We start from the raw sequence: 15,113 nt of genomic DNA, 5'->3' as shown, positions 1-15,113 counted from the left end.
GCCCACCCTACGATCCCCGCGATAGTTGCTCCGCAACTTTTGCATTCTGCCCGGAAATCGCTATTTTCCGCGGCCCGGAGGCCCCCTTGATGTCCGTTATCGATCCCAACATGAGCCCGAGCGATTTGCGCGCGCTCGCCGAACAATCCAACGCCTGGCCGTTCGAACAGGCGAAGGCCATTGTCGCGCGGCTGAAGAAAAGCCCGAAGGACGAGGTGCTGTTCGAGACCGGCTACGGACCGTCAGGCCTGCCGCATATCGGCACGTTCGGCGAGGTCGCGCGCACCTCGATGGTGCGCCATGCCTTCCGCGTGCTGACCGAGGACAAGGTCAAGACGCGCCTGCTCGCATTCTCCGACGACATGGACGGGTTTCGGAAAGTGCCGGACAACGTCCCCAACAAGGAGATGCTAGCCGCGCATCTCGGCAAGCCGTTGACGCGGGTGCCGGATCCGTTCTCCAACGAGTACCCCTCGTTCGGTGCACACAACAACGCGCGCCTGCGCGCGTTTCTGGATCATTTCGGCTTCGACTACGAGTTCGCGAGCTCGACCGACTATTATACGTCCGGCCGCTTCGACGCGACGCTGCTCAAGATGTTGGCTGCCTACGACAAGGTGATGGCGATCATCCTGCCGACGCTGGGACCCGATCGCCGCGCGACCTATTCGCCGTTCCTGCCGATCAGCAAGACCAATGGTGTCGTGCTGCAAGTGCCGATGATCCGCCGCGACGTCGCCGCCGGCACCGTGACCTATGTCGACCCCGACACGAACCAGGAAGTGGAGACGCCCGTCACCGGCGGCAACGTCAAGTGTCAGTGGAAGGCCGACTGGGCGATGCGCTGGGTCGCGCTCGGCGTCGATTACGAGATGGCCGGCAAGGATTTGATCGATTCGGTGAAGCTCTCGGGCGCGATCGCCAGGGCGCTCGGCGGCACGCCGCCCGAAGGTTTCAACTACGAGCTCTTCCTCGACGAGCAGGGCCAGAAGATCTCGAAGTCGAAGGGCAACGGCCTCACCATCGACGAGTGGCTGCGCTACGCCTCGCCGGAATCGCTGTCGCTGTTCATGTATCGCGAGCCGAAGGCGGCCAAGCGGCTGTATTTCGACGTCATCCCGCGCAACGTCGACGATTATCAGCAGTTCATCGACGGCTTCGCCAGGCAGGATGGCAAGCAGCAGCTCGGCAATCCGGTTTGGCACATCCACAACGGCAAGCCGCCGCAGGGCGACATGCCCGTCACCTTCCAGCTCCTGCTGACGCTGGTGTCGTCGTCGAACGCGGAGAATGCCGAGACGCTGTGGGGTTTCATCGGCCGTTATCGTCCGGGCGTCTCGCCGCAGACGCATCCCAAGCTCGATGCCATGGTCGGCTACGCCATCAATTACTACCGCGACTTCGTCGCGCCGACGAAGCAGTTCCGCGTGCCCTCGGACAGCGAGCGCGCGGCGCTGCAGGACCTGCGCGATGCGCTGTCACAGCTTGCGCAGGACGCATCGGCCGAGGACATCCAGAACGTCGTCTACGAGATCGGCCGCCGCGAGCCGTTCCTCGATCAGGGCAAGAAGGGCAAGGACGGCCGTCCCGGTGTCACGCTGGACTGGTTCAACATGCTCTATCAGGTCCTGCTCGGCCAGGAGAAGGGCCCGCGCTTCGGCTCCTTCGTCGCGGTGTACGGGGTGCAGAACGCGGTCAACATGATCGACGGCGCGCTGGCGCGGAGCGCGTGAGGCAAGAGGTAGCCCGGATGGAGCGAAGCGCAATCCGGGGTTCTCGCAAATTGCACGCCTGGTCCCGGATTACGCTGCGCTCCATCCGGGCTACGGACCGTTTGCTTCAGCTCAAATCGATTTCAGCACGTAGCGCCGGTTGTCCTTCTGCACCGGGCGCGCGTTCATCGGATAGAGTTTTGCGAACGCAGCGACGTCAGCGGCGGACACCTGAATCGGGGTGGTCAGCAGCAACCATTCGACCACTTCCGAACAGGGCGGGGTCGTCAGCGAGCCGGGATAGCGGAAGTAGCTCAGCTTTTGCGGCAGCATGGCGTGCGGATCGATGCTCGCATCCGCCTTCACCGCCGGGCCTTCCGCCGCCGGCATGGTCTTGACGATCTTGCCGAACGCCGGGTTCGGCCTGCCCTCGGCCATCAGCACGCCGACCACGGCGAGGCCGCCGGCTTCGTTGCGATGGACAAAATGCGCCTCCATCGGAAAATTCTTGCCGCCGATCATGTGCTCGCTCGGCCGGTGGAAGTGCACCTGAAGCAGCTTGTACTTGACGTCGCCGAGCATCAACGTGCTGCCCTCGGCGAAGTTGAGCTGGATCGTGTGTCCGTTGTTGACGATCGTGTCGGCGCTCTTGCCCCAGTTCAGCTTCAGAACCGGCAATTGCGACTTGATCGTCCCCTCGATGTCGATCGGCGACTGCTGCAGGCCGACCGCGCAGGCCTTGTTGGCCGCATCGAGATCGCCCCATTTGGCCGGACCGCCGACGCCCTCATAGCTCCAATGCGCGCCTTCGGCTGCGAAGGCCGGCTTGCAGAGCGGACAAAGCGCAAGACCCGCGAGAGCCTTCAATGCGTGACGGCGATTCATCGTATTCCCCCAGAGATGAATTTGACTGGCAATATCGGCCGCAACCTATGCGAGAGCGGCGGTGAGTCGCAATGGCGATGCAAGAGTGACGCGAGCCGGAAGCGGATTCAGACCTTCTGGCGAAAGGTCTCCAGCACGGCCGCGACGATCTTCTGCCCGTTTCTGCGGAGCTTCCTGGAATCCTCGGCGTGGGGCAGCAGCAGTCCGATCTTGCAGATCATGGCGTCGATCATCCGGCTGAGCAGATCGACATCGTCCGCGTGCAACTCCCCATCGCGCTTCAGCGCCCGCAGCGTCGCGATCAGGAGCGCGGTCGGGTAGGTCTCCTCGATCTCGCGATAGCGCGGCTCGCCGAGCACGGCCTGCGCTTCCTGGATGACGATGCGCGCGTAGTCCGGCTCTTCGCAGGCGTCGAGATAGGCGTCGATGCCGGCGCTGAGACGATCCCAGATCTTGCGCTCATTGCGCGCCGCGATCTCGATTCTGCCGGCCGCCTCGCGCTGCATGGCGACGACGACGGCGTCGAACAGCGCCTTCTTGTCCTCGAAGTGATGGTAGAACGCGCCGCGCGTGACCCGCGCCGCCCGCGAGATCGCCTCCATGCCGGCGGCCTGAAATCCGTGGGCTGCAAACGCTTCGCGGCCGGCATCGAGCAGCGCCTGCCTGGTGGCCTCGCTGTACTCTTCCCGACGACTTCTCGGAGGATCCTTCGCCCGCATCGCGCGCAACCTAACGCTTGACGCGTCGGTATCAAACCGCATATAACATACATAGTGTATGTATTAGACATATAAAATGTCAAAAGCTGGCGAGGTAGCCGTGGACGGCAAACGCATGTTCGAGCTGGCGGAAGGGCTGGCGATCGCGAAGAGCCGGCAGGATGTCGCTACGGCGCTGGAAGTCCTGCATCCGGACATGGTGCTGGAGACGCCGGCTTTCGGCACCAGGGCGCAGGGTCTCGCCGAAAACGAGCGCATCCTGACAAGCTTCTTCAAGTCCTTCCCGGACTATCACGTCACCCTCGACGGCCACGCCAATTCCGCCGACACGCTGGTCTGCTGGGGCACCGCGCGGATGACGATGACGGGGGATCGCTTCGGGGCCGTGCCGAACGGCCGTCGCGCCGAGCTGCCGGTGTTCATCGCCTTCGCCTTTCGCGACGACAAGATCGCGCATGAGCGCTTCGTCTTCGATCTCTCCGAGCTCTGCGCCCAATCCGGCGTCTCGACCGACGCGGTCAGGCGCAAGCTGTTCGGCGAAGCGACGCAGGCGGCGTAACTCCATCCACGCAACAGGAGCGTCAGACCATGGCCGATCCCCGCATCAAGCCCGTCGGTGACCTCGCGACCAGACTTCTCTTCGACATCGTTGTCGACCTCGATCCGCGCCTTAATTTCGGCGCCGGGCCGGTCGGGCAGCGCGTGCTGTTCGGGGCGGCCAAGGGCTCGTTCGAAGGCCCGCGCCTGCGCGGCGAGGTGCTGCGGGGCGGCGGCGACTGGGCCTTGTTCCGCGCCGATGGCACCATGACGCTCGATGTGCGCCTGTCGCTGCGGACGCATGATGGCGAGCTGATCTACATGACCTATGGCGGCCGCTGGGTGACGCCGCAGGCTTTGCGCGCCGAGATGGCGGATCCCGCGCAACGCACCAAGGTCGATCCCGCCGGATATTACTTCCGCACCAATCCGCTGTTCGAGACCGGCTCGCAGACCTACGCCTGGCTCAATGACATCGTCTGTGTCGGCAAGGGTTATCTCGTCGAGGGCGCCGTCGCCTACAAGGTCTTCGAGGTACTGTGAGAGCTTCCGTGGATGCGTTGAGTGCGTCGCACGTGAGCAGCCCCCTCGCCTTCACTGGCTCGCCCACATGATGCGCGCCATCCACGCCACATCGCTCGCCGCCATGGTGCGCCCGGCCTGCGACGCATCGAGCGATTGAAGCTCCAGCGCCTTCGCGGTGCGGCGCCCCAGCGTCGCGACCATCACCTCGCCCGCCCTGGTCTTCACCACCACGCGATCGCCTTTGCGGATCGGTGCGCCGGGTGAGACCAGGATGAGGTCGCCGTCGCGATAGGCGGGTAGCAGCGCATCGCCGGAAATCTCCAGCGCAAAGGTGTGGCTGTCCTCGGTGGGAAGCGCGATTTCGGTCCAGCCCTTGCCGGATGGAAAGCCGGCCTCATCGAAAGCGCCGCTCGCGCCGGCCAGCGCGAAGCCGAGCAGCGGTACCGAGCGGCCGTCGCCGGCGTCATCGTCGATCAGCCGCGCAAAGCTCTCAATCGAGGACTCGGCCGCGGCCAGCGCCTTTGCGATCGATTCGGTCGAGGGCCAGCGCTCGCGGCCGTCGGAGGTGACGCGCTTGGACCTGTTGAAGGTGGTGGGATCGAGCCCGGCGCGCTTGGCAAGACCGGACGGCGACAGACCGGCGCGCGCCGCCAACCGATCCAGGGCGACCCAGATCTGGTCGTGCGTCAGTATCCTCTGCGCTTTGGCCTGCCTGACCATGCAAGGTCCAGCCCGTCGCAACTCAGGAAAACTATCCTCAAATCAACCGGTTTTCCGTTTTTCGCGCAAGAGGCGGCGGAGCAGCCGCCTTCAAGCGAAATGGATACCGGCTGGCCCCAGGAAAACGCCGCAAGAAAACGCACCAAAACAGGAATTTAGAGACCCGTTCCGATTTCATCGGAGCGGAATAGGCTCTAAGCCTTGAGTTCGGAAGGGGCGGCCTTTACGGTCGCGCCCGGGTTTCGGGGACCCGCACGCGGCGAAAAAACCCAAGAAACTCAAAGAGCTGACTCAAAGAACAAACAGGGCTGCGCAAGCGGTGGTCAAGATCTACAAAATCTGTCCGGCCTCGGCCTGGCGTGAGGCGGAACGGCAGGGTGTCTACCGGGGCAGCGCGGACGATGCGCGCGACGGCTTCATCCATTTCTCCACCGCTGCCCAGGTTCCCGAGACCTTGCGCAAGCACTATGTCGGACAGCGCGCGCTGTTCCTGGTCGAGGTCGATGGCGACGCGCTCGGCAGCGAATTGCGCTGGGAGCGCTCGCGCAATGACGAGCTGTTTCCACATCTCTATGGCGAGCTCGACCTCGGCGCGGTGCTGTCGGTGATGAACCTCAACATCCGCTCGGACGGCGGCCACGACACTCCGGAGCTGCTGCCGTGATCCGCGCTTTCGACGCCTTTTCGCTGCCGGTGCTGCGCTGGCTCGATCCGGAAGACGCCCATCGCCTCGCGATCCAGGGATTGCGCTTCCTGCCGCCGGTCAAGCCGCGCGCTGACGATCCCAAGCTTGCGATGCGCGCCTTCGGGCTCAACTTTCCCAATCCGATCGGCATGGCCGCGGGCTTCGACAAGAGCGCCGAGGTGCCCGACGCGCTGCTGCGGCTCGGCTTCGGCTTCGTCGAGATCGGCTCGGTGACGCCGAGGCCGCAGAGCGGCAATCCGCGGCCGCGGCTGTTTCGTTTGGAGCGCGATGAGGCCGTCATCAACCGCATGGGTTTCAACAATGACGGCGCGGACGTCGCCTTGCGCCGGCTCGCCGCGCGCGCGCAGCATGGCGGCATCGTCGGCGTCAATGTCGGCGCCAACAAGGACTCGCCGGACCGCGTCGCCGACTACGTCAAGCTGATCGAGACCTTTGCGCCGGTGGCGAGCTATTTCACCGTCAACGTCTCTTCGCCGAACACGCCGGGCCTGCGCAATTTGCAGGAAGGCGCGCTGCTCGACGATCTCCTCGCCAGGGTGATCGACGCGCGCGAGCGTGTGCGCCAGAAGGCCGGCGACACGCCGGTGCTGCTCAAGATCGCGCCCGATCTCAGCCTCGCCCAGCTTGACGATGTCGTGCAGGTGGCGCGCTCGCGCCGGGTCGACGGCATGATCGTGTCGAACACGACGATCGCGCGGCCGAGCACGCTGCGGGAGGAGATGCGCGCCAAGGAGCAAGGCGGCCTGTCCGGCCGGCCGCTGTTCCGCCTGTCGACGCGGATGGTCGCGGAGACCTATGTGCGCGTCGAGGGCGCGTTCCCGCTGATCGGCGTCGGCGGCGTGGATTCGGGCGGTGCCGCGCTGACCAAGATTCGCGCCGGCGCCAGCCTGATCCAGCTCTATTCGTCGCTGATCTACAAGGGCCTCGGCCTCGTCGACGAGATCAAGCGCGACCTCACCTCGACGCTGCTCCGCACCGGGCGGGATTCGCTGTCCGAGATCGTCGGCGCCGATGCTGCGACGCTCACGGCGGAAGACTGGCCGGGGATGTGACGCGGTCTCTGCCCCGGACGCAGCGCAGCGCTCCTTCAGCGGTGCGCTGCAGAGCCGGGGCCCATGTCACGCGTTCTGGGTCCCGGCTCTGCGCAGCAGCGTTTCACGCTGCAGCGCGTCCGGGACACGAGAGCTACGTCTTGGCGAACGTCGCCCGGAACTGCGCGGGATAGCGTGCGGCCTGCAAGCCGCCGCGCGAGAGGTACGAAGCCATCAGCGCGCACCACAGCCCGGCATTGCCGAGCGATTGCAGCGCCCACCAGGCGGCGAGGAAGATCAGCAGCGAAGCCAGCATCAGATTGCGCATCTCGCGCGCCCAGGTCGCGCCGATATAGATGCCGTCGAAGCCGAAGGCGAACACGCCGGGGATGGGCACGAGCACGACGAACGGCAGGAATTCGCGCGCGGCACGGCGAACGTCGTCACTCGCCGTCATGAAATCGATCAAGGCGGGCCCGAACAGCGCGAACAGTCCCGACACCACCAGCGCGAAGCCGAGCCCCCATAGCAGCACCAGCCGGGTCGAATCCGCAAAGCCCTTTGCATCGCGCGCGCCAACGGCGCGGCCGCACAGCTGCTGCGCTGCGTTGGCGAGACCGTCGAGGAAGAAAGCGCTGACCAGCAGGAAATTGTTGAGCACGGAGTTGGCGGCCAGCGTAACGTCGCCGGCCTGCGCGCCCTTGGCGGTAAAGAACAGGAATACGGCGATCAGCGCCGCGGTGCGGATCAGGATGTCGGTGTTCACCGCCAGCATCCGCAACAGCTTGTCGCGGTCGAGCAGGGTCGCGTACGGCACGGCGAAGCCGCCATCGGCATAATGGCGGCAGACGATCACGCCGAGGGCGAACCCGACCGCTTCCGACAACAGCGCGGCGATCGCGGCACCGGCGATGCCGGTGTCGTAGATCAGCACCAGCAGGATCGTCGCCGCCATGTTGACGAGGTTGATGACGACCTGAAGCATCAAGGCCGAATTGGCACGCGCCTGGCCGATCAGCCAGCCGAGGATGACGTAATTGGCGAGCGCGAACGGCGACGACCAGATCCGGACCTTGAAGTAGGTCTTCGCGGCCTGCGTCACACCCTCGCTGCCGCCCATGAGATCGAACAGCAATGCGGCCAGCGGCAGTTGCAGCACGATCAGCGCGGCGCCGATCAGGCCGGCAACGATGAAGCCGCGCGCCAGGATCGCGGTCGGCTCGCGCGTGTCGCCCGCGCCCAGCGATTGCGCGGTGAAGGCGAGCGTGCTCATCCGCAGGAAGCCGAACAGCCAGAACAGGCAGTCGAAGATCACCGAGGCCATCGCGACGCCGCCAAGCAGCGCGGCATCGTCGAGGCGGCCGATCGCCGTGGTCGAGACAATGCCGATCAGTGGCGTGGTCAGGTTCGCGACCATCGCCGGCCCGGCGATGGCGAACACTTCACGTGTGCCGACTTTGGGATGGACGGGCGCGTGCATGGTTCAGAACACGACGACCATGCCGTCCTCGGCCGCCATATGGGGCAGCGTGTCGAGGCGCGACAGCATGTCGTCGCTCATATGGGTGAGGACGAGCCGCTTGGCGCCGATGTCGGGCAGATGCTGTTCCAAGGTCTTCAGGCTGAGATGGTTCTTCACCACCTTCTCGTACATATAGGCTTCAGCGATGAAAAGATCCGCGCCATGCGCCAGCGGAATGAGCGTCTCCGCCCATTCGGTATCGGCGCTATAGGCGAGCGTGCGGCCCTCGGCCTCGACGCGGTAGGCGAGGAAGGGGCCGCCGGATTCACCGTGCACGACCGGATAGGGCGTCACCGTCACGGTGCCGAACGTCCGGCTTTGCTCGGGCGAGAGCTCGACGACATCAAGCTCGAAGCGCTGCTGGGTCTTCGAGGAGTGCTCGAACAGCGCCTCCATCACCTCGCCGAGCCGCGTCTCGATGCCTTGCGGGCCGGCGATGGTGAGCGGCCGCGTCCGCCGCGAGAATTGCGCGTCGAGCAGGACAAACGGCAGCCCGGCAAAATGATCACCGTGGAAATGCGTGATCAGGATGAGATCGATGTCCTCGCACGCGATCTCGAGCCGCTTCAGCGCCGGCAGAGCCGACGCACCGCAGTCGATCAGGAAGTTGGCCTCGCGCCCCGAGACATGGAAGCAGGTATTGAGCCTGCCGCCGGAGCCGAAAGCATCGCCGCAGCCGACAAAACGCAATTGCATCGGCTGCGGACCTTCAAAATCTCACCGGCCGCGCGGCGTGCCGAACACGCGCGAGAGCAGCCAGATCGGGATCACGATGACTGCGCCGAGCAGGAAGTAGCGCCACAGCCAGTTGATGGTGTCGAAGCCGAGATCCCAGAGACGCTGGAACAAGAGGCGAATGCTGGTGAGGATGTTCCAGGGATCGAAGCCGATCGCGGCGAGCACGACGCCGACCAGAATCGAGAGCAGGACCAGGCGAAACGCGACCGCCAGCGGCGAGCCGCCGAGAAAGCGGTTCAGCCCGTCGTTGCGGCCGGCCGGCAAATCTCTGACGTCTTGGACCATCTCAAACTCCTGTAGGCGGATTCGACCCATTATAGGGCACGGCGAGGCACATGGGGAACCCGTGACGGACCGTCAATCGGGTTACGGGAGTTTAATTCGGGTAGCCTCGGTTTGGGAGCGCTGCCGGCCGCGGTCGCCAACCTCTCCCGCTTGCGGGAGAGGTCGCGCCGAAGGCGCGGGTGAGGGCTTTCTCCTCTAGGGGATTGTCCCATCGCGGAGACAGCCCTCCCCCAACCCTCTCCCGCAGGCGGGAGAGGGAGCGCATCTCCGCCTTGGCGACAATCGAGCGCTCTCATAAAACGCACTCACACCTCAATCTCCGCCGCCTCCGCCTTCAGCATCCTCTCCAGCGTCTCCAGCCGATCGGCCTCGCGCGGCGGCTTGTCCCAGCGCAGGCGGCTGATGCGGGGGAAGCGCATGGCGACGCCGGATTTATGGCGCGGCGAGCGCTGCAGGCCCTCGAACGCCACCTCCAGCACCAACCCCTTGTCGCCTTCGTGCACGACGTGGCGGACGGGACCGAATTTTTCCGTGGTGTTGCGGCGGACGAAGCGATCGATCTGCAGCAGCTCCTCGTCGGTGAAGCCGAAATAGGCTTTGCCGACCGGCACCAGCTCGTCACCACTCTCGCCGGCGGTCCAGACGCCGAAGGTGTAGTCGGAATAAAAGGACGAGCGCTTGCCGTGACCGCGCTGCGCATACATCAGCACGGCGTCGATGATGTGCGGATCACGTTTCCACTTCCACCACTGCCCCTTCGGCCGGCCCGGCAAATAAGGCGCATCGCGCCGCTTCAGCATCACGCCCTCGACGGCGTCCGCGTCTTCGCCGGCACCGGCGCTTGCGGGATCGGCGCGTGCGGCGGTGAGCGCGTCCCAGCTTGCGAAGGCGACGGTGGGCGACAGATCGATGCGGGGATCGTCGAGCTTCTTGATGAACGTCTCCAGACGCTCGCGCCGTTCCGCGAACGGCAGCTCACGCAGATCATTCTCGTCGTCGCCGAGCAGATCGTAGGCGCGAAGGTGGATCGGAAATTCCTTGATCAGCTTTGGCGAGACGACCTTGCGATTGAGCCGCTGCTGCAGGACGTTGAAGCTCTGCACACAGCCCTCGCGCAGGATTAAGAGTTCGCCGTCGATCGCGCCGGGCAGGCGCAGCGACGGCACGAGATCGGGAAAGCTCCCCGTGATGTCCTCGCCGGTGCGTGAATAGAGCCGCGCCGTGATGTGGCCGCGATCATCGCGGCCCGCCACCGCCTGCACGCGGATGCCGTCCCATTTCCACTCGGCGATGTAGTCGGCGGGATCGAGCGCGGCGAAATCGCTGTCCTCGATCGCATGCGCCAGCATCACGGGCCGGAACGGCGCGGGATCGCGGTTGACCGGCTTTTCGGCACGGCCTTCCAGCCATGCGAACAGGTCGAGATAGGGTGGCGCAAGGCCAGGCCAGATCAGCTCGACCTCATGCGGATCCTTGTCGCCGAGCGCGGCCGCCGCGGTCTTCGCCAGCCGCGCGGAGATACCAATCCGAAGCGCGCCAGTGACGAGTTTCAGCAGCGCCCAGCGTCCGGTCTCATCAAGCTCGTCGAGCCAGCGCTCGAGCTGCTTCGGCAGCTCGGTCTTGCCGAGCGTGCGCAAGGTGGTGACGACCTCGGTCAGGGTCGGCGGCGGCGGGTTGTTGTGGTTGCGGGCGTGAGGGGACTCATCAGCATCTCGCCCGCGGGACCCCCCTCCCTGACCCTCCCCCACAAGGGGGGAGGGAACGGAGAGGCTCGTGCGTCCCTCACTTTGGAAATCGCTGAGAGATATTGTGCTCGCTGACAACGCCGCACTGCGCTGCGCTCCCTCCCCCCATGTGGGGGAGGGCGGGGGAGAGGGGTGGCCCGGAAAAGACTGCGAATTGTTTTGCGCCTTCGGCCACATCAGCGCCACCGTCTCCGAGAGATCGCCGACATAGTCGTAGCTCAAACCGAACAGCACCGGATCCGTACGCGATGCGATGAGATCGCGGATCAGGGCGGGCTTGGCGTGCTTGAAGCTGAGCGCGCCGGTGAGCGCGGCCAGCGCGTAGCCGCGGTCGGGGTCTCCAACCTCGCGGAAATAGCCGGTGAGCAGCCGCAGCTTGTTGTTGCGGCCGGGCTCATAGGCGAGACGGTCCAGGAGTTCGGCGAAGCGGTTCATGCCTCGGCCTCGTCTGTGGCCGGTGTCTCGCTCTCCTCCTCGTCGCCATAGCCGACGAGATCGAGCGGCTGCGCGCGCAGGCCCCTGCTCTGGCACCAATGCACCAGCGCATCTTCCTGGCCGTGCGTGACCCAGATCTCGCCGGCGCCGGTCGCGGCGATGGTGGCGGTGAGGCCGTCCCAGTCAGCATGATCGGAGATCACCAGCGGCAGCTCGATGCCACGCTGCCGCGCCCGGGCGCGCACGCGCATCCAGCCCGATGCGAACGCGGTGACGGGATCGGGAAACCGCCGCGTCCAGAGATCGGAGGTCGCCGAGGGCGGCGCCAGCGTGATGGTGCCGGCGAGCGCCGCCTTCTTCACGCCCTTCACCGGCCTGAGCTCGCCGAGATCGATGCCGCGGCTCTGGTAGTACTCGGTGATCTTCTCCATCGCGCCATGCAGATAGATCGGGGCGTCATAGCCGGCCTGCCGCAGCAGGGCGATCACGCGCTGCGCCTTGCCGAGCGAATAGGCCCCGACGAGATGCGCGCGCTCCGGAAACAGCGTGACCGAGGCCAGCAGCTTCTTCACCTCATCGCTCGCATCGCCATGCCGGAATACCGGCAACCCGAACGTCGCCTCGGTGATGAAGACGTCGCAGGGCACCAGCTCGAACGGCGTGCAGGTCGGATCGGGCGCGTCCTTGTAGTCGCCGGAAGCGACGATGCAGGTGTCCTTGCAGGTCACAGCAATCTGTGCCGAACCCAGCACATGGCCGGCCGGGTGGAATTTCACGCAGACGTCGCCGAGCCGGATCTCCTCGCCATAGTTGATGACTTGCGTCGATCCGGCAAAATTCTCGCCGTAGCGCAGCCGCATCATGTCCAGCGTTTCCTGCGTCGCCAGCACCGCACCATGGCCGGCGCGGGCATGGTCGGAATGGCCGTGGGTAATCACGGCCCGCTCGACCGGGCGAACGGGGTCGATATGGAAGCCGCCGGGCTTGCAGCACAGGCCGGCAGCAACTGGCAGCAGGATGTCTTGGGGGCGCATGGTGGTCATATAGGAAGCGAGCGCCTCCAATTCACCCGTCATGCGCGGACTTGACCCGCGCCTCCATCCACTTAAACAGTTGCTTTTTTGATGGATTGCCGGCGAGCCGGCACGACGAGTGTTGGTTCCCAATGCCCCTCCGCCTGTTCCAGACCTCCGGCGATCTCATGGCCGACCGCCGCTTCGAGTTCGCGCGCGACCTCCAGCTCAAGGGCGACCTGCCCGCCGCCGCTGACCTCATAGAGCAGGCGATCGAGCTTGCGCCGAACTTCACCTCGGCCTGGTTCACGCTCGGCGAGATCCGTCAGCAGCTCGGCGAGCGCGACAAGGCGATCGAGGCTTTCCGCAAGGCGCGCGATTCCGATCCTGATGACCAGCACGGCGCCGGCCTGCATCTGATGCGGCTCGGCGACGCCGAGATGTCGGAGATGCCCAAAGCTTACGTGCAGGCGCTGTTCGATCAATACGCGCCACGCTTCGAGCATGCGCTGATCAACGATCTCGGCTACCGCGCCCCCGCGCTGATCTTCAAGGCGGTGCTGGCCGCGCGCGTCGCGGCGAAGAAGCCAGCCTTCTTCAAGCGCACCATCGATCTCGGCTGCGGCACCGGCCTCGCGGCCGCCGCCTTCGCCAAACAGGTCGACCATTTCATCGGCATTGATCTGTCGCCCGGCATGATCAAGGAGGCGCGCGCCACCAACCTCTATGCCGAGCTCGAAGTCACCGACATGATCGAAGGGTTGCAGAGCAAGGGCGATGGATGCGCGAACCTCGTCGTCGCCGCGGATGCGTTCGTCTATCTCTCCGATCTCGCGCCGGTGCTGAGCGAAGCCAGGCGCGTGCTCGTATCCGGCGGCGTGCTCGCCTTCACGCTGGAGACGCATGACGGCAGCGGCATCGTTCTTGGCGAAGGCCTGCGCTATGCCCATTCGGCGGAATATGTGCGCGGCGCCATCGCCAAGGCCGGCCTCAAGCTCCTGACACTGGAGCCGGCCTCGCCGCGGATCGAGAACAACGAGCCGGTGCGCGGCCTTGTGATCGTTGCCGAAAAAACTTGAGTTTAGGCGCTAACGCCCCGTGATTTGAGCGTCATTGCGTCGCAAAGCCGTGACTTCCCACTTGCGAGCCGTGCTGCGTTCCCAGCACAATGCGCGCATCAGGGAGAAAACAACAATGACCAAGAATCCATCGCGGCGCGATTTCAGCGCCGCCGCGCTCGCCACCATCGCCGCATCCACCTTGCCCGCGCCTTACGTCTGGGCTGCGGAGAAGAAATATGATGCGGGCGCCAGCGACACCGAGATCAAGATCGGCCAGACCGTGCCGCATTCCGGCCCCGGCTCGCTCTACGGCGTGCTCGGGCGCATCGGCGAAGCCTATTTCCAGATGCTGAACGAGAAGGGCGGCATCAACGGGCGCAAGGTCAAGTTTCTCACCATGGACGATGCCTATAGCGCCCCGAAATGCGTCGAGGCGACGCGGCGCCTGGTCGAGCAGGAGGAAGTGCTCGCGTTGTACGGCTCGCTCGGCACCGCGCCGCAGACCGCCGTGCACAAATACCTGAACTCCAAGGGCGTGCCGCAGCTGCTGCTCAACACCGGCGCGTCGAAGTGGAATAACCCGAAAGAGTTCAAATGGACGATGGCGGGCCTGCCACTCTATCCGACCGAGGCGCGCATCCTGGCGCGGCACGTCGTCAGCGTGAAGCCGAATGCCAAGATCGGCATCCTCTACCAGAACGACGACTTTGGTCGCGACTTTCTCGGTCCCTTCAAGAAGGTTTTGGAAGAGGCCGGCGGCACTGCAAAGGTGATCATGGAGCAAACCTACGATCTCACCGAGCCGACCGTCGATTCCCAGCTGATCAATCTCTCCAAGTCGGGCGCTGACGTCTTCTACAACATCTCGACCGGCAAGGCGTCGTCGCAGTCGATCCGCAAGGTCGCCGAGCTCGGCTGGAAGCCGCTGCAGCTTCTTTCCGCCGGCTCGACCGGCCGCTCGATCCTCAATGCCGCGGGCCTCGAGAATGCCACCGGCATCGTCGCCATCCGCTACAACAAGGAGGTCGGCCTGCCCAAATGGGAGAAGGACCCCGACGTGATGGCGTTCGAGGAATTGCGCATGAAATACACGCCGGCCATCGACCCCGACAACACCATCGCCTTCGCCGGCTACGGCCAGGCCGTGACCATGGGCGAGATCCTGCGTCGCTGCGGCGACGACCTCACCCGCGCCAACGTGCTGAAGCAAGCCTCGACGCTGGCTGGCTTCCACTCGCCCTACTTCCTCGACGGCGTCACATACAGCTATACGCCCGGGGACTACACGCCGATGAAGACGCTCTTCATCTCCACCTTCACCGGCAAGGACTGGGACATCTCCGACAAGCCGATGTCGGAATAGGCTGAGGCGCGCGCCGCGGCTTCCTCCCTTCTCCCCTTGTGGGAGAAGGTGGCGCGAAGCGCCGGATGAGGGGTTGCTTCAGCAAACTCAAATGCAAACGATAGCTCGCGGAGAGA

General features: G+C 65.1%; 15 protein-coding genes. 7 read left to right on the top strand and 8 right to left on the bottom strand.

Annotated elements, in window-relative coordinates; translation table 11 throughout:
• Window positions 1-89: 89 nt before the first annotated feature.
• Complete coding sequence (locus GGD62_RS24325; RefSeq protein WP_183710604.1) at window positions 90-1,733, top strand: lysine--tRNA ligase; 1,644 nt, start codon at window positions 90-92, stop codon at window positions 1,731-1,733.
• A gap of 111 nt (window positions 1,734-1,844) precedes the next feature.
• Here GGD62_RS24325 and GGD62_RS24320 read toward each other — a convergent pair whose 3' ends face one another.
• Together GGD62_RS24320 and GGD62_RS24315 are read right to left on the bottom strand one after the other, a co-directional pair.
• The gene (locus tag GGD62_RS24320; RefSeq protein WP_018320822.1) at window positions 1,845-2,597 is read right to left on the bottom strand and encodes a carbonic anhydrase; all 753 of its coding nucleotides are present in this window, start codon (window positions 2,595-2,597) and stop codon (window positions 1,845-1,847) included.
• Between the two features lie 107 nt (window positions 2,598-2,704).
• Entirely contained in the window at window positions 2,705-3,316 is a 612-nt protein-coding gene (locus GGD62_RS24315; protein WP_179740023.1) for a TetR/AcrR family transcriptional regulator, read from the bottom strand.
• A gap of 100 nt (window positions 3,317-3,416) precedes the next feature.
• Between GGD62_RS24315 and GGD62_RS24310 the strand changes: the two genes are divergently transcribed.
• Together GGD62_RS24310 and GGD62_RS24305 are read left to right on the top strand one after the other, a co-directional pair.
• Complete coding sequence (locus GGD62_RS24310; protein WP_312014284.1) at window positions 3,417-3,875, top strand: ester cyclase; 459 nt, start codon at window positions 3,417-3,419, stop codon at window positions 3,873-3,875.
• Between the two features lie 29 nt (window positions 3,876-3,904).
• Window positions 3,905-4,396 carry a DUF3237 domain-containing protein gene (locus tag GGD62_RS24305; RefSeq protein ID WP_183235640.1) on the top strand — a complete coding sequence of 164 codons (492 nt, stop codon included), beginning with the start codon at window positions 3,905-3,907 and terminating at the stop codon, window positions 4,394-4,396.
• Window positions 4,397-4,447: 51 nt separating this feature from the next.
• Here the strand turns inward: GGD62_RS24305 and GGD62_RS24300 are convergent, their stop codons facing one another.
• Window positions 4,448-5,098, bottom strand: a complete 651-nt coding sequence (locus GGD62_RS24300) for a helix-turn-helix transcriptional regulator (RefSeq protein ID WP_018320826.1) — start codon at window positions 5,096-5,098, stop codon at window positions 4,448-4,450.
• Between the two features lie 319 nt (window positions 5,099-5,417).
• Between GGD62_RS24300 and GGD62_RS24295 the strand changes: the two genes are divergently transcribed.
• Together GGD62_RS24295 and GGD62_RS24290 are read left to right on the top strand one after the other, a co-directional pair.
• Window positions 5,418-5,762, top strand: a complete 345-nt coding sequence (locus GGD62_RS24295; protein WP_018320827.1) for a DUF952 domain-containing protein — start codon at window positions 5,418-5,420, stop codon at window positions 5,760-5,762.
• On the top strand, window positions 5,759-6,856 hold the full coding sequence (locus tag GGD62_RS24290; protein WP_018320828.1) for a quinone-dependent dihydroorotate dehydrogenase: 1,098 nt from the start codon (window positions 5,759-5,761) through the stop codon (window positions 6,854-6,856). The genes GGD62_RS24295 and GGD62_RS24290 overlap by 4 nt, the downstream gene beginning before the upstream one ends.
• Before the next feature lie 133 nt (window positions 6,857-6,989).
• On the opposite strand, the gene GGD62_RS24285 is transcribed toward GGD62_RS24290, so the two are convergent.
• The 5 genes from GGD62_RS24285 to GGD62_RS24265 form a co-directional block, all read right to left on the bottom strand.
• A complete protein-coding gene (locus GGD62_RS24285) occupies window positions 6,990-8,315 on the bottom strand; it encodes an MATE family efflux transporter (RefSeq protein WP_183710602.1) in 1,326 nt (441 codons plus the stop codon).
• A gap of 3 nt (window positions 8,316-8,318) precedes the next feature.
• A complete protein-coding gene (locus GGD62_RS24280) occupies window positions 8,319-9,053 on the bottom strand; it encodes an MBL fold metallo-hydrolase (protein WP_183710600.1) in 735 nt (244 codons plus the stop codon).
• Window positions 9,054-9,074: 21 nt separating this feature from the next.
• Complete coding sequence (locus GGD62_RS24275; RefSeq protein WP_018320831.1) at window positions 9,075-9,380, bottom strand: DUF6460 domain-containing protein; 306 nt, start codon at window positions 9,378-9,380, stop codon at window positions 9,075-9,077.
• 305 nt (window positions 9,381-9,685) lie between these two features.
• Entirely contained in the window at window positions 9,686-11,560 is a 1,875-nt protein-coding gene (locus tag GGD62_RS24270; protein WP_183710598.1) for an ATP-dependent DNA ligase, read from the bottom strand.
• Entirely contained in the window at window positions 11,557-12,594 is a 1,038-nt protein-coding gene (locus GGD62_RS24265) for a ligase-associated DNA damage response exonuclease (RefSeq protein WP_179740038.1), read from the bottom strand. The genes GGD62_RS24270 and GGD62_RS24265 overlap by 4 nt, the downstream gene beginning before the upstream one ends.
• Window positions 12,595-12,725: 131 nt before the next feature.
• Between GGD62_RS24265 and GGD62_RS24260 the strand changes: the two genes are divergently transcribed.
• Together GGD62_RS24260 and GGD62_RS24255 are read left to right on the top strand one after the other, a co-directional pair.
• Window positions 12,726-13,652 (top strand): class I SAM-dependent methyltransferase, encoded by a 927-nt coding sequence (locus GGD62_RS24260; RefSeq protein ID WP_183710596.1) that lies wholly within the window; start codon window positions 12,726-12,728, stop codon window positions 13,650-13,652.
• 115 nt (window positions 13,653-13,767) lie between these two features.
• Window positions 13,768-14,997 carry an ABC transporter substrate-binding protein gene (locus tag GGD62_RS24255; RefSeq protein WP_183710594.1) on the top strand — a complete coding sequence of 410 codons (1,230 nt, stop codon included), beginning with the start codon at window positions 13,768-13,770 and terminating at the stop codon, window positions 14,995-14,997.
• The last annotated feature ends 116 nt before the right edge of the window (window positions 14,998-15,113 follow it).

Origin of the sequence: Bradyrhizobium sp. ERR14 (assembly GCF_014198235.1) — a bacterium.
GTDB lineage: Bacteria > Pseudomonadota > Alphaproteobacteria > Rhizobiales > Xanthobacteraceae > Bradyrhizobium.
This window is presented reverse-complemented; position numbering and strand designations above follow the sequence as displayed.

Coding starts and splice junctions, on each gene's coding strand:
- GGD62_RS24325 (WP_183710604.1), top strand. CDS start 90: ATGTCCGTTATCGATCCCAACATGAGCCCGAGCGATTTGCGCGCGCTC.
- GGD62_RS24320 (WP_018320822.1), bottom strand. CDS start 2,597: ATGAATCGCCGTCACGCATTGAAGGCTCTCGCGGGTCTTGCGCTTTGT.
- GGD62_RS24315 (WP_179740023.1), bottom strand. CDS start 3,316: ATGCGGGCGAAGGATCCTCCGAGAAGTCGTCGGGAAGAGTACAGCGAG.
- GGD62_RS24305 (WP_183235640.1), top strand. CDS start 3,905: ATGGCCGATCCCCGCATCAAGCCCGTCGGTGACCTCGCGACCAGACTT.
- GGD62_RS24300 (WP_018320826.1), bottom strand. CDS start 5,098: ATGGTCAGGCAGGCCAAAGCGCAGAGGATACTGACGCACGACCAGATC.
- GGD62_RS24285 (WP_183710602.1), bottom strand. CDS start 8,315: ATGCACGCGCCCGTCCATCCCAAAGTCGGCACACGTGAAGTGTTCGCC.
- GGD62_RS24280 (WP_183710600.1), bottom strand. CDS start 9,053: ATGCAATTGCGTTTTGTCGGCTGCGGCGATGCTTTCGGCTCCGGCGGC.
- GGD62_RS24275 (WP_018320831.1), bottom strand. CDS start 9,380: ATGGTCCAAGACGTCAGAGATTTGCCGGCCGGCCGCAACGACGGGCTG.
- GGD62_RS24270 (WP_183710598.1), bottom strand. CDS start 11,560: ATGAACCGCTTCGCCGAACTCCTGGACCGTCTCGCCTATGAGCCCGGC.
- GGD62_RS24265 (WP_179740038.1), bottom strand. CDS start 12,594: ATGCGCCCCCAAGACATCCTGCTGCCAGTTGCTGCCGGCCTGTGCTGC.
- GGD62_RS24260 (WP_183710596.1), top strand. CDS start 12,726: ATGCCCCTCCGCCTGTTCCAGACCTCCGGCGATCTCATGGCCGACCGC.
- GGD62_RS24255 (WP_183710594.1), top strand. CDS start 13,768: ATGACCAAGAATCCATCGCGGCGCGATTTCAGCGCCGCCGCGCTCGCC.